Raw genomic sequence first — 25,416 nt, forward strand, 5'->3', positions numbered from 1 at the left:
CTCTACCGGTCCTTCTTCTTGTACATGGCCAGCATGCGCTGGGTGACCAGGAAGCCGCCAAAGATGTTGACCGAGACCAGCATCAGCGCGACGAAGCCGAAGCCGGTGGCAATGCCGGAGGCCGAGATGCCGACGGCCAGCAGCGCGCCGACGACGATGACCGAGGAGATGGCGTTGGTGACCGCCATCAGCGGCGTGTGCAGCGCCGGCGTCACCGACCAGACGACGTAGTATCCGACGAATATCGCAAGTACGAAGATGGCGAAGCGGAAGACGAAGGGATCGATGGCGCCGCCGGAAAGTGCGTGCGCGGCATCGCCCGCCGCATCGGCGCCACCGGGCGCGTTGGCCAGGTTCTGCACAGCCAGCCGGACGGCGGCACTTGCCTGGTCGAGCTGATCGAGGGCTTTCTGCAAGGTCTGATCCATCACGCGATCCCCTTCGGCTTGGCGGCGGACTTGCCGGCAGTGGCTTTGTCGGACGCCTTTTTCGGTGCAGCCTTCTTCGGCGTGGCATCAGCCACCATGGTCTCCGCCGGAATGGCCGCCGGTTCGACATGGGGCTGTTCCGCCGCCTTGGCGAAGGCCGGATGCACCACGCGGCCAGCGTCGGTCAGCATCGTCGCCTTGACCAGATCGTCTTCGCGGTTGATGGCGAGCGTCTTGCTGGTCTTGTCGACCAGCGTCTCGAGGAAGGCGAACAGGTTCCTGGCGTAGAGCAGCGAGGCCGATGCGGCGACGCGGCCGGGCACGTTGAGGTGGCCGACGATTTTCACGCCATTGGCCGTGGTCACCACCTGGCCTGCAACTGCGCCTTCGACATTGCCGCCGCGCTCGACGGCGAGGTCGACGATCACCGAGCCCGGCTTCATCGAGGCGACCATCGCCGCCGACACCAGCTTCGGCGCCGGACGGCCGGGGATCAGCGCCGTGGTGATGACGATGTCCTGCTTGGCTATGTGCTCAGCGGTGAGCGCTGCCTGCTTGGCCTGGTACTCCTTCGACATTTCCTTGGCGTAGCCGCCGGCGGTCTCGGCCGCCTTGAACTCCTCGTCCTCGACGGCGAGGAACTTTGCGCCGAGCGACGCCACCTGTTCCTTGGCGGCGGGACGAACGTCGGTGGCGGTGACGACGGCGCCGAGACGGCGCGCCGTGGCGATCGCCTGCAGGCCGGCAACGCCGACGCCCATAATGAAGATCTTCGCCGCCGGCACCGTGCCGGCCGCCGTCATCATCATCGGCAGCGCGCGGTCATACTCCGATGCGCCGTCGATCACGGCCTGGTAGCCGGCGAGATTGGCCTGCGACGACAGCACGTCCATCGACTGGGCGCGGGTGATGCGCGGCATGAATTCCATCGAGAAGGCGGTGATCCCAGCCTCGGCAAGCGCCGCGACCGCGGCGTCATTGCCGTAGGGATCCATGATGGCAATGACCGCCGCACCCGATTTGTAGCCCTTCAACTCGGCATCGGTCGGCCGGCGCACCTTCAGCACTACATTCGCCCGGCTCGCATCCGAAGCCTTGCCGATCGCGGCGCCCGCCTTGGCGAACTCCTCATCGGGAATGCGCGACCTGGTGCCGGCGCCCGTCTCGACGGTGACGTCGAAGCCCAGCGCCGCCAGCCGCTTCACGGTATCGGGCGAGGCCGCGACACGAGGCTCGCTGGCATCGAGCTCGCGAGGGATGAAAACCGTCTGTCCCACCGCATGATCCTTTCGGCTGGAACCTGTTTGCGCAAGAGTGCGGCTTTGCGAAAGAGTGCGGCCGGATGTCCGGCTACGCCCTTGGCAAGGGTCTGAAGAGACTATCGGAGAATGAAGGCGCCGAGGGCGAGGATCAGCACGAACAGGATGGTCGCGGAGAAGAAGCCGCCTGCGAAGAAGCCGAAAGCCATGGCCAGGAGCAGGGCGCCGCAGAACAGCGAGCCGTATTTGGCCAGCGCCAGAAAGCCATGATAGGTGCGGTCATGTTCGGCATAGTCCATCTTCGCGCCCAGTTCGACAGGACCGGTCGGCGTGTGATCAGCCATAGGAATACCCCTTCGAAGACATCTTTGAGGCACATAGCGAAAAGCCGGGCCAAGAGCAATGGCGCTATTGCCGCACGACCAGTGACAACAGCCTCAAAGGAATGTTGACAGCCGGCGGTAGGGCTTGTCGCCGGCCTAACGTCGAACGTTTTGCGTTTCAACCGGCCAGATGCGGAAACAGCCCGAGCAGCCCAATGACGATCAGATAGAGCGCGACGATGTAGTTGAGCAGCCGCGGCATCACCAGGATCAGCACGCCGGCAATCAGCGAGATCAGCGGGGTCAGTGCTAGCTCGGGAATATGCATGTCGGTTCCTTTCTATGGCCGCGTCGGGGTCGTGACGTCCAGAACGCCGAAGCGGCCGGAAAGCTCCTCGCACCGGGCGCTAAAGTGCGCCGGCTTTGCCGACATTACGCTGCTTCGCGAAAATATTTGGCGGTGGGCAGGATGGTCAGCGGCGCGAGCTCGCCGGCCGGCGCCTTGGCAAACAGCATACGCCGCTCCAGCGCCGTCGACTGGAAGAAGGGAAAGCGCTCCAGCGTCGGGGCCATGTTCTGCTCGCAGATCGATTCATAGAAGAAGATCGGCATGGTGAAGGGCGGGTAGAGGCGCGGCTCGCCGACCTGCACCGATCCGAAGATGCGATGGTAGAAGGCCGTGTGCTCCTCGCGGATCATCGAAATGCAGCTGGTGGCGTTGAAGAAGGTGTTGGCGATAACCGCGAGCCGCAGCGTGACATAGGGCAGGGCGCGGTTGGCCGACGACATTTGCGGATCGATCGCCAACCGGCTCGGGTCGATGAAGGTTTCACCGCGCGCCAGCCGCAGCAGCAGCCGGTCGCCGAAAACGGTCATGATCGGCGCTTCGGGGGTCTCACGGGTCAAATGGTGGAGCCTGACGGTGCTGACCAGCTCGCCATCCATGAAGACGCCGAAACAGTAGCAATTGCGCACTTCGTCAAGGTGATCGACGAGCTTCTGTTCGGTAATGGTATCAAGCAGGCCGTGTGTATGAAAGGCCTTGTAGCGCAGCCGGTAGACCGCTTCGAGATCCTCGCCGCTTTCGCAGCGCCGGTATTCGACACGATCGAGGACGTCGAGGACGTTGCGGGCGAACAAGGAAGGCGGGCCAGATTTGACTGCCGCACCCGAAAGCACACCTGACTGATGCGTGTCCATTACTTCCCCTCGTACCGCCGCAGGAGAACAATACCGGACGACCGAAGGAACAAGAAGATGAAACTCTAATCGTCTGTGTTTACCGATCATTAACCTTAACAATCAGTTAACGCCTAGACAATACAACGCTTTTTAGACGGGCTTTTCAAGCGCAATTTAATGACGGGTCAGGGCGTGGCGAGTTTTGCCGCCGGCCGCAGCTCGGCGGCGAAAGGCCAGGTCACGTTGGACATGGTCTCTATGCCCGAGGCACTGAGTGCTGCGCCAAACAGGAAGCCCTGGACGAGGTCCGGCTTGACCGAATGCACCAGGATCTTCAGCTGTTCGAAGGTTTCCACACCTTCGATGGTGACGGTCAGCCCGAGCACGCGGGTCAGGTCGACGATGCCCTTCAACAAGTCGAGCGAACGCTTGTTCTGGGTCACGTCCATCAGGAACGAACGGTCGATCTTGATCTTGTCGAGCGGCAGCTTGTGGAGGTAGCTCAGGCTTGAATAGCCGGTGCCGAAATCGTCGAGCGCGATGCGCACGCCAAGCTGCTTCAGTTCCTCGATATACTGGCGCGTTAGCGATTTGTCGTCGAGCAGCGCGGTTTCGGTGACTTCGATCTCGAGGCGGCCGGCGGCGAGCCCCGAAGTGGCAAGCGCGTCGCGAACCTTCTGGACAACGTCGCGGTTGCGGAAATCCTTGGCCGAAAGGTTGACCGAGACGCTGGTCTGGCCCGGCCATTTGGCGCATTCGGCGCAGGCAGCCGCGAGCACAAAAGTGCTGATCTCGGAAATGATGCCCATTTCTTCGGCCAGCGGAATGAAGATGCTGGGCGAAACCGGCCCGAGATCGGGATGATCCCAGCGGCACAGGGCCTCGCAGCTGGCGATGCGCATGGTGTTCATCGCCACGATCGGCTGATAGACCACCCGCAGCGCCTTGCCTTCGACCGCCGTGCGCAGATCGGCCTTCATCAGCTGGCGGTTGCGGAACGCCGCATCCATCGCTGCCTCGAACAGCCGCCAGTTGTTCTTGCCGAGTTCCTTGGCCTTGTAGAGCGCCAGATCGGCCTTGACGATCATGGCGTCGACATCGGTGTCCTCGACCCTGGACAGCACGGCGCCCGCGCTTGCCTGGATGCGCAGACCGTGGCCTGCGACGTCGACCTCGCCCTGCAGATCGGCAAAGATCTGGTCGAGCAGGCCCGTCAGATGGCTTTCATCCTCGACGCGGTCGAAGAAGATCATGAACTCGTCGCCGCCGAAACGGCTGACATTGACGCCTTGCCCGGCGACGGCCGCCAGCCGCTCGGCAACGGCATAGATAAGTCCGTCGCCGACCGGATGGCCAAGGGTGTCGTTGACGCTCTTGAAATCGTCGAGATCGAGCACCGCCAGGGCACACAGGCGGTCGCGGCTGCCCGACGCCATGGCCTCGCCGACCAGCTCATGGAAATACGCGCGGTTCGGCAGGCCGGTAAGGCTGTCATATCGCGCCATGAAGCGGATTTTTTCCTCAGCCTCGACACGGGCGGTGACGTCCTCGAAGGTGATGACACCGAGGTCCTGATTGCCTTCACGGGCCGAGAACTCATAGTGCTGGCCATTGGAGAAGGAGACCAGCACCTTGCGGTCGCGGCCCTCGCGCAAGGCGCGCGTCAGCTGCGCTTCGACATAACGACAGTCTTTCGGCGCCAGCATGCCTCCGGCGACGCCGCGCAGGAGCAGCGAATGGATCGACCGCCCGAGCAGTTGGTCAGGCGAGCGCAGCGACATCAGATGCGCGGCTTCGGCATTGCCGACCACGACCTTGCCGTCGGGGCCGAGCATGACCAGGCCATGCGACATGGTGTTGAGCGCGCGGTTGAAGCGCTCGGCGAGCCTGGCGGCCGTCTTGCGCTCCGAAATGGCGTTGAACAGCACGGTGCGGACGTGGCTGGCCATCCGGGTGATGATGAAGATGAACGGCACGATGTAGAGGCCGAGGATGAAATCGCCGAGATGTCCCTTGAGCATCAGCCCGACCGCGATCGGCAGCACGACCGTGAAGGCCTGCACCGCAACCATGGTCTTGGAGCCGTAATTGCGGCCGACAATGGTCACCGTCGAGCCCATTATGACGGCGATGGCGGCGCTTTCCCCGAAGACATCGGGAATGAGATAGATTGAGGTGAAGCAGAAAAGCCCCATGAAGAAAGCCTGGATGGTGCCGCCAACCAGGTAGTAGCGTTCCCACTTCTTGGCTTGTTCATAAGTTTCGAAACTGCCTATGCGCAGGCCTTTGCGGATGCCGTAGTAACGGTAAAGCCCCGCCCCAAGCATAAGCGCGGCCAATGCAAGATAGGCCGGATGCCCCGAGGTAAAATAAACCAGAATGCCGATGAGGCCATGGCAAAATGCGCCAATCAGCAGGATCCCGGGATCGTTGAACAACGATCGCACGAACCCAGCATAGACGTCCTCACCTATCTCTGCGGCTTTGTTTTCTTGCATGGCCTGCGGTGTCGCACGAACCGCAGTCATGTCACATTCGCCTTAAGAAAGGTTTAGAGATGCCGTTTCGACGCTTGGCGTCAAGTCGGCTCCACCGGCGTAAACCGCGAAAATTCGTGTTCAGGTAAACAAGGCGTATCGATCACTCGGCGGCCTGAAGTTCAGGCCGCGCCGGCGTGTTGGCCAGCCGCTCGACAAGCCTTGTGCGCTCGCCCTCGGCCTTTTCGGCGCTGCCCTGCCTCACATGGCCGTAGCCGCGAATGAGCGCCGGCACCGAGGCAAGGGCGATGGCGGCCTCGATCCTGCCTGGCGCAAGTGCTTTGGCGACAAGCTCCAGATCGGCCTCATAGCCGGCCAGAAGCTGCCGCTCCATGCGCCGCTCAGTGCTGTAGCCGAACACGTCGAAGGCCGTGCCGCGCAGGCCTTTCAGCGCCGCCAGCAGGCGAAATCCCTTCATCATCCACGGGCCGAAGCTCGATTTCCTCGGCTTGCCGTCATTGCCGCGCCTGCCCATGATCGGCGGCGCCAGATGAAATTCGAGCTTTTCGTAGCTCTGGAACTGTTTTGAGAGCTCCATAGCGAAGGAGCCGTCGGTGTAGAGCCGCGCCACCTCATATTCGTCCTTGATCGCCATCAGCTTGAACAGGTTTCTGGCGGCGGCCTCGGTCACCGCGGTCGAGCCAGGCACGGCCTTGGCCTCGGCAGCACGCAAAACCGCCAGCTTCTCGGCGTAGCGCCTGCCATAGGCGGCATTCTGATAGGCAGAGAGGAAAGCGACGCGGCGGGCGATGATATCGTCCAGCGTCTTGGCGATCTCAGTGGCCTTGCCCGGCTGGGCGACCAGGCCGCGCACAAACTCCGGCTGATGCGCGGCGCGCCGGCCCCAGCGGAAGGCGGCGATGTTCATCGCCACCGCCTCGCCGTTCAATTCGATTGCTTTTTCAACGGCTTGCGCCGACAGCGGCAGCCCGCCATGCTGGAAGGCGAAGCCGAGCATGAACATGTTGGCGCCGAGCGAATTGCCGAACAATTGGGTGGCGGTGCCCGTCGCGTCGAAGAAATGCGTCTTGTCGTCGCCAGCGGCAGCGCGGATCGCCTTCTTCAGGCGCTCGATGGGCAGCGAGAAATCGGCCGAGCGGGCGAACTCGCCAGGCATGATCTCGGCGGTGTTGGCAAGGAAGATGGTATGGCCTTCGCGCACCGCGCCAAGCACCTTCTTGGCGCCGGACACGACAAGGTCGCAGCCGAGTACCAGGTCGGCCTTGCCGGCCGAAACGCGGATCGCGTGGATGTCGTCCGGCGTGCGGGCGATGCGGACATGAGTGAACACCGAACCGCCCTTCTGGGCGAGGCCGGCCATGTCGATCATGCCGCAGCCCCTGTCCTCGAGATGGGCGGCCATACCGAGCACAGCACCTATGGTGACGACGCCGGTGCCGCCGACGCCGTCGATGATCGCCGCCCAACCCTCGCTACCGAGCGGGAATTCGGCTGGCACCGGCACGCCGTCAAGCGGGTCGGAGCGCCCGGCAATGCCTTCGGCCTTCCTGATCTTGGCGCCGTGCACGGTGACGAAGGACGGGCAGAAGCCGTTGACGCAGGAGAAGTCCTTGTTGCAGCTCGACTGGTCTATTCTGCGCTTGCGGCCGAACTCGGTTTCGACCGGCTGGATCGAGACGCAGTTCGATTGCACCCCGCAATCGCCGCAGCCCTCGCAGACCAGTTCGTTGATGAAGACCCGCTTGTCGGGATCCGGGAAGGTGCCGCGCTTGCGGCGGCGGCGCTTTTCGGCGGCGCAGGTCTGGTCGTAGAGCAGCACCGAGACGCCCTTGACGTCGCGCAGCTCGCGCTGAACGAGGTCGAGGTCGTCGCGGTGGTGGATGGTGGCGCCGAAGGGGAATTCGGCCTTCCCCGCATATTTGTCCGGCTCGTCGGTGACGATGGCGATGCGCTCGACGCCTTCGGCGCGCACCTGCCTGGCGATCATGTCGACAGTCAGGCCGCCCTCATGCGGCTGGCCGCCGGTCATGGCGACGGCGTCGTTGTAGAGGATCTTGTAGGTGATGTTGGCATCGGTCGACAGCGCGAAGCGGATCGCCAGCGTGCCGGAGTGATTGTAGGTCCCGTCGCCGAGATTCTGGAAAATGTGGCCGCGCTTGGAGAATGGCGCCTGGCCGACCCATTGTGCGCCCTCGCCGCCCATGGCGGTGAAGCCGACCGTGTTGCGGTCCATCCACAGCGCCATGAAATGGCAGCCGATACCGGCGGCGGCGATCGAGCCGTCCGGCACCTTGGTCGAGGAATTGTGCGGGCAGCCGGAGCAGAAGAACGGCGTGCGCGAACCGATATCGCTGGTGTCGGCAAGCATCGCCTGGAACTGGCGCAGCTTTGCCACCTTTGCAGTGATCTCTTCCGAAGGGCCGATTGTGCGCAGGATGCGCTCGCCCAGCGCAATGGCGATCTCGTTGGGGTCGAGCGCGCCCTTGGCCGGGAACAGCCAGTCGCCGCGCTCGTCCTTCTTGCCGACGATCATCGGCTGGGTGGCGGTGCCGTAGAGGTTTTCGCGCAGTTGCACCTCGATCAGCGAGCGCTTCTCCTCGACGACGACGATGGTGTCGAGGCCGCGGGCGAATTCGGCGATATGCTGCAGGTCGAGCGGCCAGGGGCAGCCGACCTTGAACAGGCGGATGCCGATGCGGTTGGCGGCGGCCTCGTCGATGCCGATGTCTTCCAGCGCCTGGCGGACATCGAGATAGCTCTTGCCCAGCGTGATGATACCGAGCTTCGGCGCGCGGCCGCCCGAATAGACGATGCGGTTCAGGCCGTTGGCATGGATGAAGGCGGATGCAGCGGCGCGCTTGTATTCATGCAGCCGCTCCTCCTGGCCGAGCATGTCGATCTCATCGCGGATGTTGAGGCCGCCGGGCGGCATATCGAACTCCGGCACGACGATGTTCAGGCGCTCGAGCGCGGCATCGACGGAGGCCGTGGATTCGATGTTGTCCTTGACGCATTTGATAGCCGCCCAGGTGCCGGCGAAGCGCGACATGGCAAAGCCGTAGAGGCCGTAGTCGATGATCTCCTGAACGCCGGCCGGGTTGAGGATCGGCACCATGGTGTCGACGAACAGGAATTCGGTGGCGTGCGCATTGGTCGATGATTCGGCCATATGGTCGTCGCCCATCAGCGCAAGCACGCCGCCATACTTCGACGTTCCCGCGAGGTTGGCGTGGCGGAAAACGTCGCCGGAGCGGTCGACGCCCGGTCCCTTGCCGTACCAGACCGAAAACACCCCGTCATGCTTGCCTTCGCCCATTAATTCCGTCTGCTGAGAGCCCCAGCAGGCGGTGGCGGCAAGCTCCTCGTTGAGGCCGGGCTGGAAGACGATGTCGGCCTGCGCCAGCTGCTTTTTCGCCCGCCACAGCTGCATATCGAGGCCGCCGAGCGGCGAGCCGCGATAACCGGACACGAAGCCGGCCGTGTTGAGGCCGGCCCGGCGGTCGCGCTCGCGTTGCATCAAAAGCATGCGGATGACCGCCTGTGCGCCGGACAGGAAGATGCGCTCCTTACCAAGATCGAACTTGTCGTCGAGCGCGACGTCGTGCAGCGTCATCAGGCATTTCCTCTGCGGAGACAGCACCGGGGGCGCGCAGCCAACGTAGGAGTGAGATGGCGCAGTCTTTCTCCGCTTGCAAGGCAGGTCAAACGAAATCGAAAGTGCCAGGCAAAGCGCAACGAACGATCCGCTGCCGTCGCGTATTCGGCACGAAATCGGTCCGCGGCGGTTGTCCGGCGACCAGAAATTTCCACGCAGTCGCGCCGGGCAAAGACGCGTCAGCCTTTCGAGCAATCCGGCTTCGGCTCACCCGGCAGCTTGCCGTCGGGATGGCCGGCAAGATCGGGATTGGCCGTATAGAGCTGGTCGACCACCAGCGGCCGGTCGGGAAGGATCGACTGGTCCTCGCTCGACATCAGCGTCGTGTCGATCTTCTGCAGGAACGTGCCGTCAGGACCCCTGATGCTGATCGAAATCGCATAGGGCTTGTCCTTGACGATACAGGTCAGCGCCGGGCTTTCCAGGCTGACCTTGTCGAGCTTCGGCCAGACCTTCTGCTCGATCACCAGGGGAGGACCGCCAGCCGGATTCTGGAAGCTGGCGACCGCAACCTGGCCTTCGCCCATCGGCTGCAGGGGCCGCAGCGTCACGACATAGGTCGCCCGGGCGAGGCGGTAATTGAAGACGACGACCTTGCCGGAAACCTCGAACAGCTTGCCGTCGCCGCCGGTGTCGCGGCAGGCGCCAAGCGCAACGGCTGCAATGAGCGCAGCACCGACAAGGATCGAACGAAAAACAACCCTAAGCATTGTTGACCTCATGTGCCGCCGTGCGGCGGCGATAGTGACGGCTTGCTTTCTGGCGGTTGCCGCACACAGCCATATCGCACCAAAGGCGGCTGGAATTGCGGCTCCTGTCGACGAACAGCCAGCTGCAATTGGGACAGATCCTGAGCCTGGCGACCGTGTCGTCGCGCAGCAGCGACAAGGCCGAAACCGCCAGCGCCGCCTCGAACGCGATCGGCGTCGATGGATCGCCGAACGGTCTACCCGGTGCGCCGATTTCGGCAGGGCTCCGATCGAGGCCGTTGGCGCAGGCCTTGAGAAAAGCGGCGAGGTCGCCGGCGGCAAGCGCACCTTTCGACACCGCGCCGCGAAACAGGCGGTCGGTCGTCTCGCGGATCGCCAGCACCACCGGGGCGATCCTGTCCGGCGAGGTCGCCTCCAGCGGTCTGCCGCCAAGCTCGGCACCGCGAAAGCCGGTTGCGGCGTTGGCGAAGCGCGCGATCTCGGCCGGATCGGCAAAACGGTCGAAAGTCTTTTCCGGATCGTTGCGCAACACCACGGTGTTGGCCGTATCGAGCGCAAGAATGCCGCCGGTGAAGCGATGTGGGGTCCAAGATACTGTCATATCAGAAATCTAACCGATAAATCGCGTTTGACAAGTTAGATTTTACGATGCAAACCTTGGCGCGGGCTCCGGCGCAGGATTTTGTTGAGGCAAGTCGTTGCCCCAAAACCGCTTTGCACTTTTGGGCGACATGCCCTGAAAGCTGTCCATGCTCTATTTCTTCCAGCAGGTGCTGAACGGGCTGCATTCCGGCGCGCTCTATGCGCTGCTTGCCTTCGGCTACGTGCTGACCAACGGCATCCTGCACCGGACCAATCTCGCCTATGGCGCGCTGTTCGCCTTTTGCGGCCAGACGATGATCCTGACCGTGGCCTTCGGCTATCAGGTATTGTGGCTGACCTTGCTGGCGGCAGTGGTGCTCGGCGTCGTCACGGCTTTCTTTTATGCCGCGCTGATCGGCCACGTGCTGTCGCGCAGCGTCTTCGAACCGCTGGCCGACCGCACGCCCAATGCCATTGTGGTGACGACGCTCGGCATCCTGCTGGTGCTGTCGGAAGCAAGCCGTATCGCCGCCGACACGCATGATTGGTGGCTGCCGCCGATGCTGGCGCAGCCCATCGTTTTTGCTCAGGATGCCGGCTTCCAGGCGACGCTGACGCTGATCCAGCTCATCGATTGCGCGGTGGTTCTGGCGGCAATCATGCTCGCTGCATGGGCGTTTGCCCGCTCGGGCTTCGGCCGCCGCTGGCGCGCCGTCTCCGACGATCCCAAAGCGGCTGCCATGTGCGGCGTGGACGTGCGTGCAGTGTTCCGGCATGCGGTGCTGTTCGGCGGTTTCTGCGCCGCGCTGGCCGGAATCATGGCCGCCCTTTACTACGGCAATGTCAGCTTCGGCTCCGGCCTTGTCTACGGGCTGAAAATCCTGTTCGTGACGGCGGTGGGCGGCTATCTCTCTCCGCCTCGGGCCGCGCTCGGTGCGGCCGCCTTCGGCATGGCGGAGTCGCTATGGGCCGGCTATTTCCCGATCGAATGGCGCGATGGCTGGATGTATCTGTTCCTGGTCGCGGCACTTGTGCTGATCGGTCCCGGCCGCGACCAGCAGAAGATCGCCTGATCGCCGCATCCGCTGTCAGACTTTGGTTGCATGACGCAGCAGCCGGTCGGCACTTATCCCCTGCCTCCCGTCACGACGGCGTTGATCGCGCCCATGCCATGTTGACCCGCCGAACCACGCACGGCATACCGTTGGGCCACAGCGGCGCGACGGAAAATAGGGGAGCCGGCGCGCCTTCGACCTCAGGGAGGAAATGCATGGCAGGGCTGCTCGCTCTATCCAGAACGATCGACCGTATGAACGAGTTCATCGGCCGGTGGATATCGTGGCTGATCCTGCTGGCAATCCTGGTCAGCGCCGCCAATGCCATCATCCGCAAGGTCTTCGACGTCTCGTCGAATGCCTGGCTGGAACTGCAGTGGTACCTGTTCGGCGCCGCCTTCATGCTGGCCGCCGCCTACACGCTGAAACAGAACGACCATATCCGCATCGACATCGTCTACGGCATGTGGTCGCGCCGCGTGCAGCACTGGATCGACCTGCTCGGTCATGTCTTCTTCCTGATGCCGTTCGTGACGCTGATGGTGATCTATTTTGTCCCCTACGTGTCGCTGTCGTTCCGCAGCGGCGAAATGTCGAACAATTCCGGCGGCCTGATCATCTGGCCGGCCAAGGCAATCCTGCTCGTCGGCTTCTTCCTGCTGGCGCTGCAAGGCATCTCCGAGATCATCAAGAAGATCGCCATCATGCGCGGCGACATGGACGATCCCAATCCGTTCATCTCGGTGCACGAACAGGCCGAGCTCGAGGCTAAAGCCCTTGCTGAAGAGGCCAAGGCGCTCGCCCAGGAGGCGCGCCCATGATCGAGTTCATCGCCCAGAACATGGCGCCGATCATGTTCGCTTCGCTGATCATCTTCCTGCTGATCGGCTATCCCGTCGCTTTTTCACTCGCCGCAAACGGCCTGATGTTCTTCTTCATCGGCGTCGTGCTGTCGCCCTATTCGGGCGGCTCGATCAACCTGGCGTGGCCGCTGCTGCATGCGCTGCCCGACAATTTCTACGGCAGCCGGGTGATGTCGAACGACACGCTCTTGGCAATCCCGTTCTTCACCTTCATGGGCATCGTGCTGGAACGATCGGGCATGGCCGAGGACCTGCTCGACACGATCGGCCAGCTGTTCGGCCCGGTTCGCGGCGGCCTTGCCTATGCGGTGATCTTCGTCGGTGCGCTGCTTGCCGCGACCACGGGCGTGGTCGCGGCTTCGGTCATCGCCATGGGCCTGATCTCGCTGCCGATCATGCTGCGCTACGGCTATGACCGACGACTGGCGTCGGGCGTCATCGCGGCATCCGGCACACTCGCCCAGATCATCCCGCCGTCGCTGGTGCTGATCGTTCTGGCCGACCAGCTCGGCCGTTCGGTCGGCGACATGTATGCCGGCGCGCTGATCCCCGGCCTGGTGCTGACCGGCCTTTACACGCTCTACATCCTGATCATGTCGATCGTCCGGCCGAACTCGATGCCGGCGTTGCCGCTGGCGGCCCGCACGCTTGGCCACGGCGTGCTGTCGCTGCTCGCGGCACTGCTGGTGGCAGTCGCGGCTTCCTATGCGGCCTATCGCTACCTTGCGCCGGCGCATGGCGACAATGCCGATATCCTTGGCGCCAGCATCGGGGTGATCCTGATCTATATCGTGGCGATCGCCGACAAGGGCCTGAACATCAACATGATGTCCAGGTTGGCGCAGCAGGTGATCATCGTTTTGATCCCGCCTCTGGCGCTGATCTTCCTGGTGCTGGGCACCATCTTCCTCGGCATCGCCACCCCGACGGAGGGCGGCGCCATGGGCGCGGTTGGCGCCCTGGCGATGGCGGCAATGAAGGGGCGGTTGTCGCTGGATGTCATCAAACAGGCGCTCGCGTCGACCACGAGGCTTTCCTCCTTCGTGCTGTTCATCCTGATCGGCGCGCGGGTGTTCTCGCTGACCTTCTACGGCGTCAACGGCCACGTCTGGGTCGAGCATTTGTTGACGTCGCTGCCGGGCGGCGAAGTCGGCTTCCTGATCGGCGTCAACATCCTGGTCTTCGTGCTCGCCTTCTTCCTCGATTTCTTCGAGCTCGCCTTCATCATCGTGCCGCTTTTGGCGCCGGCAGCCGATAAGCTCGGCATCGACCTGATCTGGTTCGGCGTGCTGCTCGGCGTCAACATGCAGACCTCCTTCATGCACCCGCCTTTCGGCTTTGCGCTGTTCTACCTGCGCTCGGTCGCCGCGCGCGTGCCCTATCTCGATCGCCTCACCGGCAAGCAGATCGCGCCGGTGACCACCGGCCAGATCTATTGGGGCGCCGTGCCCTTCGTCTGCATCCAGGTGATCATGATCGGGCTGACCATCGCCTTCCCGCAAATGGTCATGCGCTACAAGGGTGCGGCCGTCGATCCGGGAACGATCGAGATCAACTTGCCTGATATGCCAGGCCTTGCGCCTCTCGGCACACCACCACCAGCCAACGGTGGCCCATCACCCGCGGCGCCACCGTCGAACGATCTCTCGCAGCCGCCGAATTTCGGCGAGACGCCGCCCGCCAAGCCGGCGGCGCCGGCGACCGACCTGTCGCAGCCGCCGAACTTCAACTGATGTGTGAACACTGAGAACCTGAGTGAGGATGTCATGAGAGCCGTGCGCCTGGAAGCCGTGGGCAGCATTGCGCTACGGGAGGTCGACAAGCCTGTTGCGGGACCGCAGGACGTTCTGGTGCGCGTCGAAGCCTGCGGCGTTTGCGGCACCGACCGTCACCTCCTCCACGGCGAATTCCCTTCGAGCCCGCCGGTGACGCTTGGTCACGAATTCTGCGGCATCGTGGAGGCTGTCGGTGATGCGGTTTCCGGCATCGCCATCGGTGACCGTGTTACCGGCGATCCCAACATCTTCTGCGGACGCTGCAGTCATTGTCGGGCTGGCCGGGTCAATTTGTGCAGCAATCTCAGGGCCATCGGCATCCATCGCGACGGCGGCTTCGCCGACTACGTCGTGATGCCGCAGAGCCAGGCCTTTCTTCTGCCTGCGAACCTCAAGCCAACGCATGGCGCCTTCTGCGAGCCGCTGGCCTGCTGCCTGCACGCTGTCGACCTCGCCGGAATCAGACCCGGCGCTGCCGTGGTGGTGCTTGGTGGCGGCGTCATCGGCCTGCTTACCGTGCAATTGGCGAGGCTCGCAGGAGCGGCGACCATCATCCTGTCGACGCGGCAGGCCTCCCGCCGTGCGCTCGCCGAAGAGCTCGGTGCAACGACGACGGTCGACCCAAACGCGGTCGACCCGATCGAGGCGATCGCCGGCCCAGCCGGCCTTGTGCCCGGCGGGGCCGACGTGGTGCTCGAATGCGCCGGTGTCCCCGATACCGTCGAACAATCGATGCGGCTGGCGAAGTCCGGCGGCTCGGTGGTGATCGTCGGCGTGATGCCGCAAGGCGTGAAAGTGCCCTTCGAACCGTTCGACATCCTGTTTCGCGAGCTGAAGGTTCTCGGCTCGTTCATCAATCCCTTCACCCACAGGCGGGCGGCGGACCTTGTCGCGTCCGGCGCAATCGAGATCGACAAGCTCATCTCAAGGCAGGTCGGCCTGGAGGAAGCCGCCTCGGTGATCGCCAATCCGGCAGCGCCGGGCGAGGTCAAGGTGTTGGTGGTGCCGGGCAGGGAATGAAGGGCAGCCTCAATCCTGCGGTGTTGGCGATTGGCGAAACGGCGATGACCGCGCCCCTCTCCCCGTCACTATACGGGGAGAGGATGCCGGCAGGCAGGTGAGGTGCAGCGTCAACGCTTGGAAAGATAAGCTATAATTTCGGGGCGGCTACCAAGCCCAAGGCGATCAATCGCCGAAGTTTGCACCGCCCCTCATCCCCCTGCCGGGACCTTCTCCCCGTATAGTGACGGGGAGAAGGGACAGATCCCAGCCTACAGTTTGCCGTTGCGCTGCTGGACCATCATGAAGGTGTCGTAATTGTACTCGGCCACCTGCGCCCACAGATAGTGCTCCTTGCGGAAGCCCTTGATCGAGTCCCAGATCTTCTTGAACGGTGCGTTGGTGGCTTCCATTTCGGTGTAGACCTCATTGGCCTTCTCGAAACAGGCGGCCATGATGTCCTGGCTGAACGGGCGCAATTTCGCGCCGCCGGCCACCAGCCGCTTGACTGCTGCAGGATTGAGGTAGTCGTATTTCTGCAGCATGTTGGCGTCCGCCGCGTGCGCGGCCGTGTGCACCAGCGACTTGTAGGCCGGCGAAAGCTCTTCGTACTTCGCCTTGTTGAACAGGAGATGGACGGTCGGGCCGCCTTCCCACCAGCCGGGATAGTAGTAATAGGGCGCGACCTTGTAGAAGCCGAGCTTCTCGTCATCATAGGGGCCGACCCATTCGGCGGCGTCGATCGTGCCTTTTTCCAGCGCCGGATAGATGTCGCCACCGGCGATCTGCTGCGGTACGACGCCGAGCTTCGAGACCACTTTGCCGGCAAAGCCGCCGATGCGCATCTTGAGGCCGGAGAGATCGGCGACGGTGTTGATCTCCTTGCGGAACCAGCCGCCCATCTGCACGCCGGTGTTGCCGCCGGGCAGGCCGAACAGGCCTTGCGTGGCGAGAAACTCGTTGAACAGGTCGATGCCGCCGCCATGATAGTGCCAGGCATTCATGCCGCGCGCGTTGAGCGAGAACGGCACCGCCGCACCGAGCGCCCATGTCGGGTCCTTGCCCCAATAATAGTATGACACCGTGTGGCAGGCCTCGACGGTGCCGGCCGTGGTGGCGTCGGCGGCCTGCAGGCCGGGTACGAGTTCGCCGGAGGCGAAGACCTGGACCTGGAAATTGCCGTCCGTCGCCTCAGACAGCATCTTGGAGAAGACTTCCGCGCCGCCATAGATCGTATCGAGTGACTTGGGGAAGGACGACGCCAACCGCCACGTCACTTTCGGATTGGACTGGGCGATTGCCGGTGCGGCTAGCGTCGCGGCAGCCGCCGCAGCGCCCACGCCGGTGACCCCGGCCTTGCGGATGAATGAACGACGATCCATGCAGAACCTCCCTTTTGGACCAACAAACCGACATCAGGGACATCTCCTCGCGCCCGGTATCGATTTGCCGAAACAATACACGGGCAAGGGGTCGAGTCCAGCATGGCAGCGGGATTTGACGGCGGCGCTGGCGACAAATCCGCCGGCCGGCCAGCCAGCCTGCAACTATAGTCTAACGGTCGCGCGTGGCCCATGCGAGATGGCGAAACTTGCCATGGAAAAGCGCCTTCGGATCGCCTATTTTGCAGGCACAATAGATTATTCGCTTCGCTCCAAATGGAATCCGGACCCAAAAATGCACCAGCCGCTCGTCGCCATATCGACCGACGTCCGTCAGTTCGACAACTACACCTGGCATGCCGTCCCGCAGCAATATATCGAGGCAGCACTTTCCGGCGCCGGCGTGTTCCCGCTTTTGGTGCCGTCCTTCGGCGACCGGCTCGATTTCGACGAGCTGTTGTCCTCGGTCGACGGTGTCATGGTCACCGGCTCGAAGTCCAACGTGCATCCATCGCTCTATGGCGGCGACGCCAGCGAAGCCAACGGCCCCTACGACCCGGCGCGCGATTCCACCACGCTGCCGCTGATCCGCAAGGCGATCGAGCGCGGCGTGCCGCTGCTTGCCATCTGCCGCGGCATCCAGGAGTTGAACGTTGCGCTGGGCGGCACGCTTGGCACCGAGATCCAGGAGCGCGAAGGCTCGCTCGACCATCGCGCGCCGGTGAGCGACAACCAGGACGAACGCTTCGCCATTCACCAGACCATTTCGATCAAGCCGGGCAGCTGCCTGGCCGGCGTGTTTGGCGCCGGCGACATCAAGGTCAACTCGCTGCACCGCCAAGGCATCGACCGGCTCGGCTCGAAGCTGCAGGTCGAGGCGGTTGCCGGCGACGGCACGGTGGAGGCAGTTTCGGTGAAGGACGCCCGCGCCTTCGCCGTCGGCGTGCAATGGCACCCCGAATACTGGGTCAAGTCGGACAACAACTCGGCCAAGATCTTCCGCGCCTTCGGCGATGCGGTGCGGCTGCATGCGACGGCGAAGGCCGGTGCACGGGCGGCGGCGGAATAAATCCCGGCGATCAATTGCCGGCGGATTGATCCCGTTCGCCGGTTGTCGCCAGCGACAGCAGTGGCGTGGCCGGAGCGTAGGATTCGTAGCCGTCGCCATCCGCAACCGAGAAGGTGACGATCGGGTCGGTGCCGTCGGCGCTGAACGCGATCGTGCCGTCCTCGCCCTCTCGCCAGAATTTTGCCCGCTCGATGCCGGGCAGCAGCCCGCGGCAATTCGGCGCCACGGTCAACAGCGACAGGCCATCGTCAATCGCGGCGCCGCGGCTAACCGCGCAGTCGCCTTCGTCGCCATTGGCGACCAGCCTGAAGGTGGTTGCCGGCCTTGCTTCATTGGCCGAACTTTCACTGCTGCCGCCGTGAAACAGCTGAAAGCCGGCGAAAAGTGCCGCTGCCGCAATCGATGCCGGAAGTTTCGTCATCTTGCACTCCGCGCCCCCCGGCGCAGATGCAGAATGATTTCAAAGCGTTAAGCCGACGTTAACGAGTGTGGCAGAGAGCCGCTCAGCTTCGTGGCTTGACTTGCGCCGTCTCCGGCACCGGGGTCAGTGGCCGGCGCTCGCTGAACCAGGATACCAGATTGTCGACGCACAGATCCGCCATGGCGCGGCGCGTGTGGTGCGAGGCCGAGCCGACATGGGGCAAAAACGAGGTGTTGGGCGCCTCCAGCAAAGCCTTGGGCACATTCGGTTCATCGGCGAAAACATCGAGCCCGGCGGCGGCAATGGTGCCGTTGGCAAGCGCTACGGCGAGGTCTGCCTCGTCAACCGTGCTGCCACGGCCGATGTTGACGAAAACGCCGTTGGCGCCAAGCGCCGCCAGGATTTCGGCATTGACCGCCTTCTCCGTGGAAGCGCCGCCCGGCACTACGGAAATCAGCGTATCGACCGCTTCGGCAAGGCCCTTCAGCGTCGGGTGGTATTCATAAGCCAGACCTTCGACCCTGCGCCTGTTGTGGTAGGCCACCGGCAGCCCGAACGCTTCCAGCCGGCGCGCAATGGCAAGGCCGATGCGGCCCATGCCGAAAATGCCGACATGCCGACCGCGCAAGGTCAGCCGGCTCAGGGGATAGTTGCCCTTCTTCACCCAACTGCCGTCGCGCAGCCATTTCTCGGCCTTGTAAAGTTCACGCACGGTGTTGAGCAAAAGGCCGATCGTGGTGTCGGCGACCTCCTCGGTCAAAACATCGGGGGTGTTGGTGACCATGATGTTTTTCTTGGCCGCATGGCCGGCATCGACCGAATCATAGCCGACGCCGAAGGAGGCGATGAGTTCGAGGTTGGGCAATGCATCCATCAATGCCGCATTGACGCCGGCGAAGGACGCAATGGCGCGCACGTCATGGCGCATCTCGTCGGTGACCAGGGCGGGATCGGCGCGCTCTATCTTGACCCGCTTGAAGGTGCGGTCGATGCGCTCGACCGCATGGTCGTTGAAATGTCCTGGCACCAGAACGGCGACGGTCTGCAACGCATCAGTCTTGGTCATGCACGCTCCACCGGCTTGCCGGTCGACTGGCGCACATGCAGTTCCGGCTTGATCAGTTCCTGTGACGGCCGTACCGCCTGTCCGTTCAGCTTGTCGAGCAGCGCGCTGGCGGCACGGCGGCCGACCTCTCGCTGGCCATTCCAGACTGTGGTGAGCGCCGGTGTCGCGATTGCCGCCTCCTCGAGATCGTCATAGCCGGTCACCGAGATGTCGGCGCCCGGCACCAGGCCGGCGCGGGCAATGCCGTTCATCAGGCCGATGGCGACCAGATCATTCCAGCAGCAAGCGGCGGTTGGCTTGTCTTTAAGCGCCAAAAACTGTCCAGCCGCCTCGAATCCGCCCTGCTTGGTGCGCGGCCCGGCGATGCGCCAGGACGGCCTGACCTCAAGCCCGGCGGCCTCCATGGCGTTGAGATAGCCCTGGTAGCGGTCGCGCCCTGTCGAGGTCTGGTCGGTGCCGCCGATCATGGCGATGCGCTTGTGCCCGAGCGAGATCAGATGATTGGTGGCAAGTGCCGTGCCATAGGCATCGTCACCACGAAACACCGGCACGTCGGCGCCTTCCACGCTGCGTGCGATCAGCACCGCAGGCAGGCCGTTTTCCTCGGCCATGACGATGTCGGAGGCCGGCGTGCCGATGGCCGGGGACATGATGACGCCGTCGGCGCCGAGCTGCAGCAGCGTATCGATGAAGGTGCGTTGCTTTTCCAGCTGGTCGTAGTGATTGGACAGGATGAAGGTCTGCCGGCTGCGATCGAGTTCGCTTTCGATGGAGCGCAGGATCTCGGCGAAGAACGGGTTCATGATGTCGTGCACGACGACGCCGACAATCCCCGAGCGCGAGGTGCGCAGTGAGGCGGCGCGGCGGTTGTAGATATAACCGATGGCCCGCGCATGCTCCTTGATGCGGTCACGCGTGGCGCCTGCGACCAGTGGACTGTCGCGCAAGGCGAGGGAGACCGTGGCCGTGGAGACGCCAAGCGCATCCGCGATCGTCGAAAGCTTGATCTTTTGTGCCAGCCCTTCGCTCCCCGAGTTTTTTAAATTTTTTAAATGCGGCGTTATGCCATCGGATTCGGAGCAAATCAAAGTTTTTTCGCCAGAGCCTCCGCCTCGACATCGACGGTCGTGCGATTGCGCAGCCGCAAACGGTGCTCGCGATGGATGATGTAGAGGCCGCTGGCGACGATGATGGCAGCACCCACCAGCGTCCAGCGGTCGGGGAACTGATGGAAGATGATCCAGCCGGACAGGATCATCCAGACCATCTGCGAATACGGGTAAGGCGCCAGCGCCGTGGTGGTCGCCAGTCGGTAGGCCTGAACCAGCAGCCAGTGGCCGCCGGCGCCGAACACACCCAGCATCACAAGGATAAACCAGTGCCAGCCATCCTGCGGCAGCCCATGCGAGAACGGCAGCATCGGCAGAAGCAGCACGGCCGGCGCCAGCGCTGAAAACAGGATCAGGCTCTCCGAGCTTTCGCTGGCCGACATGCGCCGCGTCATGATGACGTAAAAACTGTTCGACAGCATCGAGCCGAGCGCAAAGAGGTGGCCGACGCCGAACACGCCGACGCCAGGCCTTGTGATCACCAGCACGCCGACAAAGCCCGACAGGATCGCCAGCCAGCGCCGCCAGCCGGCCCATTCACCAAGCAGCGGTCCGGCAAGGGCGGTGATCACCATCGGGCCGAAGAAGTAGATCGAGGTGGTCTCGGCCAATTGCAGTGTCTTGAGCGCCATGACGTTGCACATGGTCGAGCCGAACAGCAGTCCGCCGCGCAGGATGTGGGCCGACAGATTGTTGGCGCGGAAGCGCGACGGCTCGCGCCAGCCGCGCAGAAAAACGCCGACAAGCAGGACATGGACGGTGAAGCGGGCCCAGGCGACGATCAGCGCCGAGACGCCGGCCAGCACCAGATATTTGCTCGATGTGTCGAGAAAGGTGAAAAAGACATAGGTGGAAAGCATGAACAGCATCGCCGCGGGCGGCGTTGCGCTTTCGTCTGATCTTGCGGGAACGTTCAAATGTCAGGCCGGGCAGGGAGGATCAACGCTTAACCTTTGCGGCAATCTCCAGCGCTCGGCAAGCCAAAAGCGACTGGCACAACAGGCGTCTGAGACAGGTTCAGCGCAGGCCGATCCGATGCCAGCTAAGGCGCTTTGCGTTCCGCTGCGACGTTCTGACATCCCGGTGCTTTGCCGTCGGATGCCACTTGCGCCTGGAGATGAAGCCACAACGCCTCGGCGACGGGTCCATGCGGTCGGTCGCGCCGGCGCACCGCCGCCAAGATCTCCGTCCGGCCGGGCAGATGTGCACCAGCGATCGAGATCAGCCTCCTATCCCGCAGTTCGTCCTCGATCAGCCATGCCGGCAGATGGCCCCAGGCCAGTCCGTGAAGGATCAGTTCCTTCTTCATCAGATGATCCGGCGCCGAGCACTGATGCGCACCGTCGATGAGGAAATAGCTCTCCGGCGATGGCCGCCGCGCCGTGTCGCGGATCACGCACTGGGTGAAGGGCCGCATCTGCTCCGGCGCAATCTCGCGGCCAGGCGCGAACGGAAGGAACCCAGGCGCCACCACCGGCACGAGGGGCACCGCGCAGAGATCGATCCGCTCGAGATGCGGATCGGAAGGATCCGCGCGATGGAAGATGAGGTCAGCCGAGCCTTCCATCAACCGTTCGAGCGGACCGCCGACCGCCTCGTACTCCAGGTGCAGGCGTGTCCCGGTGCGTTCGGCAAAGAAGCCGCTGAGCATACGCAGGATTTGCGGTCGCGGGCAGAGATCACCCATGACGACACGCAGGACCGTCTCCTCGCCGCTCGCCAACTGGCCCGCATAGGTTCGCAGATGGTCGAGCTCGCGCAATGTCAGCTGCGCTCGCGCGTGAAACTCGCGGCCCGCCTCCGTCAGCCCCACCCGATATCCGCTGCGGTCGAGAAGTGTGAGCCCGAGCAACTGCTCGAGGCGTGCGACAGCGGCGAAGACGGATGGATGCGATCGATTCAAGGCGAGGGCGGCCGCCTGGAAGCTGCCCTCGCTTGCCACGGCGTCAAAGCACCGTAAGTCGTGGAGTTTCAGACCATTCATTATCGTAAAAACCTACTGAGATCGTCCAATCATAGTAATTTTCCTGGATAATTACGAGGCCTAGGGTGGCTCATTCAAAGGGCGGCGGGAGCATGGAACTCCTTTCGCCAGGGTGAGATGAGGACCAGATGACTGACACGCTTTATTTTACGACGGGCGACGGCTGCCGGATCGCCTATCAGCTGGCGGGGGCCGGCCCTGTGCTTGTGCTCTCGAATTCCATTGCGACGAACCTGCATATGTGGGACCGGCAGCTAGCGGAACTTGCCGGATCTTTCCGGGTGCTGCGCTATGATCTGCGCGGCCACGGCAGTTCCGATGCTCCGGCCGGAGCCTATTCGCTTGATCGGCTGGGCCGCGACGTCCTTGAGCTGCTGGATGCGCTTCAAATCGCCCGCGTGCATTTCTGCGGGCTGTCGCTGGGCGGCTTCGTAGGGCAGTGGCTGGGTATCCATGCCTCGGAGCGCATCGAGCGTCTCATCCTTTCCAACACCTCGCCGCATCTCGGGCCGGCTTCTTACTTTGATGAGCAGATCAGGACTGTCCTTGCAGCGAGCAACATGTCGGCCACCGCGGACATGTTCATGCACAACTGGTTTCCCGCCTCGATGCTTGCCGGCCCAAACGAAACCGTCGACGCGTTCCGCGCGATGGTCCTGGCGACGCCGCCCCAAGGTCTCGCGGGATGCTTCGCCGCCGTACGCGATTGCGATCTGCGCCGGACTGTCTCCCTCATTACCGCGCCCACCCTGGTGATCGGTGGAGAAGACGACAAGGTAACGCTGGCAAGCCACAGCGAGGCGATCGCAGCCAGCATCCCCGGCGCCACGCTTACACTGCTTCCGGGCGTCCATATGCTGAACGTCGAGCGGCCGACTGAATTCATGAGCGCCGTTACACGCTTCCTGCTGAATTAGGCGTGCATGCGGGCGCCCTTGGTGATCTTGTCGACGAGTTTCTTGTCGGCACGCAGCGCGATGCCGACGATCTTGGCGTCCTCAGGCCCGAACTCGGCGAAGACCGCGCGGTTGGCCGCATCGAAGCCGGTGGCAAACATCTCCTCGACATAGGCTGACCCCGTCACGCCCCGCTCCAGCGCCTTCCGGTGGATGGAGTTGAGCGTCGGCCCATCGGCCGAAAGCACGATGACCGGCTGGATCGACAGAGGATTATAAAGGTTGCCGGCGCGGTCGCGGTAGGGTTCGCCGATAATGGCGGGGAATTGCGCGACGATGCCGCTGGTCAGGAAGGCGGCGACGTTGAGCTTTTGCCAGACGGCGAGATCGTCCCGCAGCACGATTGCAAATTTCGTATCGAACACCAAAATGAGGACTCCGGAGCACGCCCATGAAGGGCAGGGATAGGTGATGACGCACGATCTAGACGGTGAGGCGACACAGGGTCTTGGACGTTCGTGCGCGGATGAAGACCGGATCGTCTCGGCGCCAGGCAGCACCGGCATCGAGCGCATCGAGGCGCATTTCCATGGCAACGCCTTCGACCTGCACCGTCATGATACACTTGCCGTCGGCGTGACGCTTTCCGGTGTGCAGCGCTTCCACTACAGGGGCACTGTCAACCACAGCCTGCCCGGCCAGGTTATCGTGCTGCATCCCGACGAAGTGCACGATGGCGGCGCCGGGACCGAGGATGGTCTGCGCTACCGGATCCTCTATCTGGAACCCTCACTGCTGCTCGACTGCCTCGACGGCGCGCCGCTGCCTTTCGTCAGGGATGCTGTGGTCAGCGATCCTGCCTTGCGTGGCACGCTGCTTTCGGCCCTGTCGCCGCTCGATGAGGAACTGGACGAGCTGTTCGTCGCCGATTTCGTTGCGGAGCTGGCGCAGCATCTGGGGCGTCATGCGGGACAGAAAGCAAAGCCGATGGGGAAGTCGGCCTCGCGTGCGGCAGCGCTGGCGCGCGGCTATCTCGAGGAGAATGCCGAGCGGTCCGTTCGTTCCGATGAGCTGGAAGCCGTCACCGGGCTCGACCGCTATGCGCTGTCACGCCATTTTCGCGCGACCTATTCCACCAGCCCGCATCGGTTCCTGCTGATGCGCCGGCTGCAAAAGGCAAGACGGATGATCGAGGTGGGCGAGCCGCTGGCCGAGATTGCCGTTGGCGCCGGCTTCAGCGACCAGAGCCATTTCAACAGGCATTTCAAGAAAGCATTCGGCCTGACGCCCGGCCGCTGGTCGACCCTGGTGCGCGGGCCTTCGGTAGCCGCCTAGGTGAGGAAGATCAATCGTCGATGTCGCCATCGTCGTCGACAAGCACCAGCTCCTCGTTCGACAAATTGGCCTCGATGCGGGCGAGCAGCTTGAACAGCGTCTTCTGTTCTTTCTTGTCGAGGCCCTTCAACGCCTGCTTCTCGGTCTTCTTCACCGACTTCTCGATGGCGTGGATGATCTCGCGGCCGGTGTCGGTGAGAAAGATATGCGCCTGGCGTGCATCCGCGGAAGAAGCGCGCTTTTCCAAAAAGCCCTGGGCCTGCAGCCGGTTGATGGTCTTGGTGATGGTCGGCGGGCGCACGCCGAGGCGGCCGGCGAGATTGCCGGGCGTCTGGCCGTCCTCGCGGTCGAGCGTCAGCATGATCTGGTCCTGGCCGGCATAGAAGCCGTGCGCCAGAAGCCGCGCCGCCAGCGCGGTCCTTGCCAGCCTTGCCGCCGAATGCAGCCGGCTCATCGTTGCAGTCTTGTCCGCCTTGGCCATGGTGATCCCTCTTCGGCCGTACCGGTGCGTGCAGCATAGACGCAGCCGGCCGGTTGGCAATCGACGATCAAAAAGATTCCGGCTTTCGAAACAGCTTTGCCGGCAAGCATTTGTGGTGCTCGAAATGGTGATGCCAGATGTTTATTTCAGTTAGATGACAAACGAGTTTCCGCCAAGGCGATTGCAACGGTTTGACGCGGCGCGGCTCAGCACAGGTCAACGAAGAGGCGTTTCCAGCGACACGTTGATGGTCGGCATCCCTCGCACTCGGCCTCTCGGGTCTACCCATCCGCTTCGTCAATCCTGGGTCAAACACCCAGGCGGTTTGCCTCGTGCAAAAGGCC

At 63.3% G+C, this 25,416-nt stretch carries 24 protein-coding genes; 7 read left to right on the forward strand and 17 right to left on the reverse strand.

Going from position 1 to position 25,416, the window contains the following annotated elements:
- Window positions 1–2: 2 nt before the first annotated feature.
- The 9 genes from X727_RS142615 to X727_RS142580 form a co-directional block, all read right to left on the reverse strand.
- The gene (locus X727_RS142615; protein WP_023671338.1) at window positions 3–431 is read right to left on the reverse strand and encodes a proton-translocating transhydrogenase family protein; all 429 of its coding nucleotides are present in this window, start codon (window positions 429–431) and stop codon (window positions 3–5) included.
- Window positions 428–1,705 carry a Re/Si-specific NAD(P)(+) transhydrogenase subunit alpha gene (locus tag X727_RS142610; protein WP_023834799.1) on the reverse strand — a complete coding sequence of 426 codons (1,278 nt, stop codon included), beginning with the start codon at window positions 1,703–1,705 and terminating at the stop codon, window positions 428–430. The genes X727_RS142615 and X727_RS142610 overlap by 4 nt, the downstream gene beginning before the upstream one ends.
- A 101-nt stretch (window positions 1,706–1,806) precedes the next feature.
- On the reverse strand, window positions 1,807–2,031 hold the full coding sequence (locus X727_RS142605; RefSeq protein WP_023671340.1) for an aa3-type cytochrome c oxidase subunit IV: 225 nt from the start codon (window positions 2,029–2,031) through the stop codon (window positions 1,807–1,809).
- A gap of 157 nt (window positions 2,032–2,188) precedes the next feature.
- Entirely contained in the window at window positions 2,189–2,338 is a 150-nt protein-coding gene (locus X727_RS1000000166900; RefSeq protein ID WP_023671341.1) for a DUF3096 domain-containing protein, read from the reverse strand.
- Between the two features lie 104 nt (window positions 2,339–2,442).
- Complete coding sequence (locus X727_RS142600; protein ID WP_023732632.1) at window positions 2,443–3,210, reverse strand: hypothetical protein; 768 nt, start codon at window positions 3,208–3,210, stop codon at window positions 2,443–2,445.
- A 167-nt stretch (window positions 3,211–3,377) separates the two neighbouring features.
- Window positions 3,378–5,690, reverse strand: a complete 2,313-nt coding sequence (locus X727_RS142595) for an EAL domain-containing protein (RefSeq protein ID WP_023732631.1) — start codon at window positions 5,688–5,690, stop codon at window positions 3,378–3,380.
- A gap of 142 nt (window positions 5,691–5,832) precedes the next feature.
- Window positions 5,833–9,303, reverse strand: coding sequence for an indolepyruvate ferredoxin oxidoreductase family protein (locus tag X727_RS142590; protein WP_023834800.1), 3,471 nt, complete (start codon window positions 9,301–9,303; stop codon window positions 5,833–5,835).
- A 221-nt stretch (window positions 9,304–9,524) separates the two neighbouring features.
- Entirely contained in the window at window positions 9,525–10,055 is a 531-nt protein-coding gene (locus X727_RS142585) for a hypothetical protein (protein WP_023746550.1), read from the reverse strand.
- Window positions 10,048–10,656 carry a CGNR zinc finger domain-containing protein gene (locus X727_RS142580; protein ID WP_023746551.1) on the reverse strand — a complete coding sequence of 203 codons (609 nt, stop codon included), beginning with the start codon at window positions 10,654–10,656 and terminating at the stop codon, window positions 10,048–10,050. The genes X727_RS142585 and X727_RS142580 overlap by 8 nt, the downstream gene beginning before the upstream one ends.
- 148 nt (window positions 10,657–10,804) lie before the next feature.
- Between X727_RS142580 and X727_RS142575 the strand changes: the two genes are divergently transcribed.
- From X727_RS142575 to X727_RS142560, 4 genes are all read left to right on the forward strand, one after another.
- A complete protein-coding gene (locus X727_RS142575) occupies window positions 10,805–11,710 on the forward strand; it encodes a branched-chain amino acid ABC transporter permease (RefSeq protein ID WP_023671347.1) in 906 nt (301 codons plus the stop codon).
- A gap of 197 nt (window positions 11,711–11,907) precedes the next feature.
- Window positions 11,908–12,513, forward strand: coding sequence for a TRAP transporter small permease subunit (locus tag X727_RS142570; RefSeq protein ID WP_023683517.1), 606 nt, complete (start codon window positions 11,908–11,910; stop codon window positions 12,511–12,513).
- Entirely contained in the window at window positions 12,510–14,288 is a 1,779-nt protein-coding gene (locus X727_RS142565; protein WP_023683516.1) for a TRAP transporter large permease subunit, read from the forward strand. Before X727_RS142570 ends, X727_RS142565 begins: the two co-directional genes overlap by 4 nt.
- Before the next feature lie 33 nt (window positions 14,289–14,321).
- Window positions 14,322–15,350, forward strand: coding sequence for a zinc-dependent alcohol dehydrogenase family protein (locus X727_RS142560; protein WP_023834801.1), 1,029 nt, complete (start codon window positions 14,322–14,324; stop codon window positions 15,348–15,350).
- Between the two features lie 251 nt (window positions 15,351–15,601).
- On the opposite strand, the gene X727_RS142555 is transcribed toward X727_RS142560, so the two are convergent.
- Window positions 15,602–16,711 carry a TRAP transporter substrate-binding protein gene (locus X727_RS142555; RefSeq protein WP_023725935.1) on the reverse strand — a complete coding sequence of 370 codons (1,110 nt, stop codon included), beginning with the start codon at window positions 16,709–16,711 and terminating at the stop codon, window positions 15,602–15,604.
- A gap of 295 nt (window positions 16,712–17,006) precedes the next feature.
- Here X727_RS142555 and X727_RS142550 point away from each other — a divergent pair, with 295 nt between their 5' ends.
- Window positions 17,007–17,780 (forward strand): gamma-glutamyl-gamma-aminobutyrate hydrolase family protein, encoded by a 774-nt coding sequence (locus X727_RS142550; protein ID WP_023834802.1) that lies wholly within the window; start codon window positions 17,007–17,009, stop codon window positions 17,778–17,780.
- Window positions 17,781–17,790: 10 nt separating this feature from the next.
- Here the strand turns inward: X727_RS142550 and X727_RS142545 are convergent, their stop codons facing one another.
- The 5 genes from X727_RS142545 to X727_RS142525 form a co-directional block, all read right to left on the reverse strand.
- Window positions 17,791–18,201: a hypothetical protein gene (locus X727_RS142545; protein ID WP_023671353.1), complete on the reverse strand. Its 411-nt coding sequence runs from the start codon at window positions 18,199–18,201 to the stop codon at window positions 17,791–17,793.
- A gap of 82 nt (window positions 18,202–18,283) precedes the next feature.
- Entirely contained in the window at window positions 18,284–19,267 is a 984-nt protein-coding gene (locus X727_RS142540) for a 2-hydroxyacid dehydrogenase (RefSeq protein ID WP_023834803.1), read from the reverse strand.
- Window positions 19,264–20,286, reverse strand: coding sequence for a LacI family DNA-binding transcriptional regulator (locus X727_RS142535; RefSeq protein ID WP_023671355.1), 1,023 nt, complete (start codon window positions 20,284–20,286; stop codon window positions 19,264–19,266). The genes X727_RS142540 and X727_RS142535 overlap by 4 nt, the downstream gene beginning before the upstream one ends.
- Window positions 20,287–20,351: 65 nt before the next feature.
- Complete coding sequence (locus tag X727_RS142530; RefSeq protein WP_032889662.1) at window positions 20,352–21,236, reverse strand: DMT family transporter; 885 nt, start codon at window positions 21,234–21,236, stop codon at window positions 20,352–20,354.
- A 182-nt stretch (window positions 21,237–21,418) separates the two neighbouring features.
- Entirely contained in the window at window positions 21,419–22,360 is a 942-nt protein-coding gene (locus X727_RS142525) for a LysR family transcriptional regulator (protein WP_023755786.1), read from the reverse strand.
- A 128-nt stretch (window positions 22,361–22,488) separates the two neighbouring features.
- Here X727_RS142525 and X727_RS142520 point away from each other — a divergent pair, with 128 nt between their 5' ends.
- Window positions 22,489–23,277: an alpha/beta fold hydrolase gene (locus X727_RS142520; RefSeq protein WP_023683512.1), complete on the forward strand. Its 789-nt coding sequence runs from the start codon at window positions 22,489–22,491 to the stop codon at window positions 23,275–23,277.
- Here X727_RS142520 and X727_RS142515 read toward each other — a convergent pair.
- Window positions 23,274–23,681 (reverse strand): DUF2000 family protein, encoded by a 408-nt coding sequence (locus X727_RS142515; protein ID WP_023683511.1) that lies wholly within the window; start codon window positions 23,679–23,681, stop codon window positions 23,274–23,276. The two genes, X727_RS142520 and X727_RS142515, sit on opposite strands and share 4 nt — an antisense overlap.
- A 46-nt stretch (window positions 23,682–23,727) precedes the next feature.
- Between X727_RS142515 and X727_RS142510 the strand changes: the two genes are divergently transcribed.
- On the forward strand, window positions 23,728–24,591 hold the full coding sequence (locus X727_RS142510) for an AraC family transcriptional regulator (RefSeq protein ID WP_023736881.1): 864 nt from the start codon (window positions 23,728–23,730) through the stop codon (window positions 24,589–24,591).
- A gap of 10 nt (window positions 24,592–24,601) precedes the next feature.
- Here X727_RS142510 and X727_RS142505 read toward each other — a convergent pair whose 3' ends face one another.
- Window positions 24,602–25,072, reverse strand: a complete 471-nt coding sequence (locus X727_RS142505; RefSeq protein WP_023671361.1) for a MarR family winged helix-turn-helix transcriptional regulator — start codon at window positions 25,070–25,072, stop codon at window positions 24,602–24,604.
- Window positions 25,073–25,416 lie beyond the last annotated feature (344 nt).

It is taken from the genome of Mesorhizobium sp. L103C105A0, from assembly GCF_000502215.1.
Lineage (GTDB): Bacteria > Pseudomonadota > Alphaproteobacteria > Rhizobiales > Rhizobiaceae > Mesorhizobium.

Excerpts from the sequence above, each read along its gene's own strand:
- X727_RS142595 (WP_023732631.1), bottom strand. The coding sequence starts at position 5,690 with ATGCAAGAAAACAAAGCCGCAGAGATAGGTGAGGACGTCTATGCTGGG.
- X727_RS142505 (WP_023671361.1), bottom strand. The coding sequence starts at position 25,072 with ATGGCCAAGGCGGACAAGACTGCAACGATGAGCCGGCTGCATTCGGCG.
- X727_RS142520 (WP_023683512.1), top strand. The coding sequence starts at position 22,489 with ATGACTGACACGCTTTATTTTACGACGGGCGACGGCTGCCGGATCGCC.
- X727_RS142585 (WP_023746550.1), bottom strand. The coding sequence starts at position 10,055 with ATGCTTAGGGTTGTTTTTCGTTCGATCCTTGTCGGTGCTGCGCTCATT.
- X727_RS142525 (WP_023755786.1), bottom strand. The coding sequence starts at position 22,360 with ATGAATGGTCTGAAACTCCACGACTTACGGTGCTTTGACGCCGTGGCA.
- X727_RS142570 (WP_023683517.1), top strand. The coding sequence starts at position 11,908 with ATGGCAGGGCTGCTCGCTCTATCCAGAACGATCGACCGTATGAACGAG.
- X727_RS142590 (WP_023834800.1), bottom strand. The coding sequence starts at position 9,303 with ATGACGCTGCACGACGTCGCGCTCGACGACAAGTTCGATCTTGGTAAG.
- X727_RS142605 (WP_023671340.1), bottom strand. The coding sequence starts at position 2,031 with ATGGCTGATCACACGCCGACCGGTCCTGTCGAACTGGGCGCGAAGATG.
- X727_RS142540 (WP_023834803.1), bottom strand. The coding sequence starts at position 19,267 with ATGACCAAGACTGATGCGTTGCAGACCGTCGCCGTTCTGGTGCCAGGA.
- X727_RS142545 (WP_023671353.1), bottom strand. The coding sequence starts at position 18,201 with ATGACGAAACTTCCGGCATCGATTGCGGCAGCGGCACTTTTCGCCGGC.
- X727_RS142575 (WP_023671347.1), top strand. The coding sequence starts at position 10,805 with ATGCTCTATTTCTTCCAGCAGGTGCTGAACGGGCTGCATTCCGGCGCG.
- X727_RS142565 (WP_023683516.1), top strand. The coding sequence starts at position 12,510 with ATGATCGAGTTCATCGCCCAGAACATGGCGCCGATCATGTTCGCTTCG.
- X727_RS142550 (WP_023834802.1), top strand. The coding sequence starts at position 17,007 with ATGCACCAGCCGCTCGTCGCCATATCGACCGACGTCCGTCAGTTCGAC.
- X727_RS142555 (WP_023725935.1), bottom strand. The coding sequence starts at position 16,711 with ATGGATCGTCGTTCATTCATCCGCAAGGCCGGGGTCACCGGCGTGGGC.
- X727_RS1000000166900 (WP_023671341.1), bottom strand. The coding sequence starts at position 2,338 with ATGCATATTCCCGAGCTAGCACTGACCCCGCTGATCTCGCTGATTGCC.
- X727_RS142510 (WP_023736881.1), top strand. The coding sequence starts at position 23,728 with ATGACGCACGATCTAGACGGTGAGGCGACACAGGGTCTTGGACGTTCG.
- X727_RS142530 (WP_032889662.1), bottom strand. The coding sequence starts at position 21,236 with ATGCTTTCCACCTATGTCTTTTTCACCTTTCTCGACACATCGAGCAAA.
- X727_RS142560 (WP_023834801.1), top strand. The coding sequence starts at position 14,322 with ATGAGAGCCGTGCGCCTGGAAGCCGTGGGCAGCATTGCGCTACGGGAG.
- X727_RS142600 (WP_023732632.1), bottom strand. The coding sequence starts at position 3,210 with ATGGACACGCATCAGTCAGGTGTGCTTTCGGGTGCGGCAGTCAAATCT.
- X727_RS142580 (WP_023746551.1), bottom strand. The coding sequence starts at position 10,656 with ATGACAGTATCTTGGACCCCACATCGCTTCACCGGCGGCATTCTTGCG.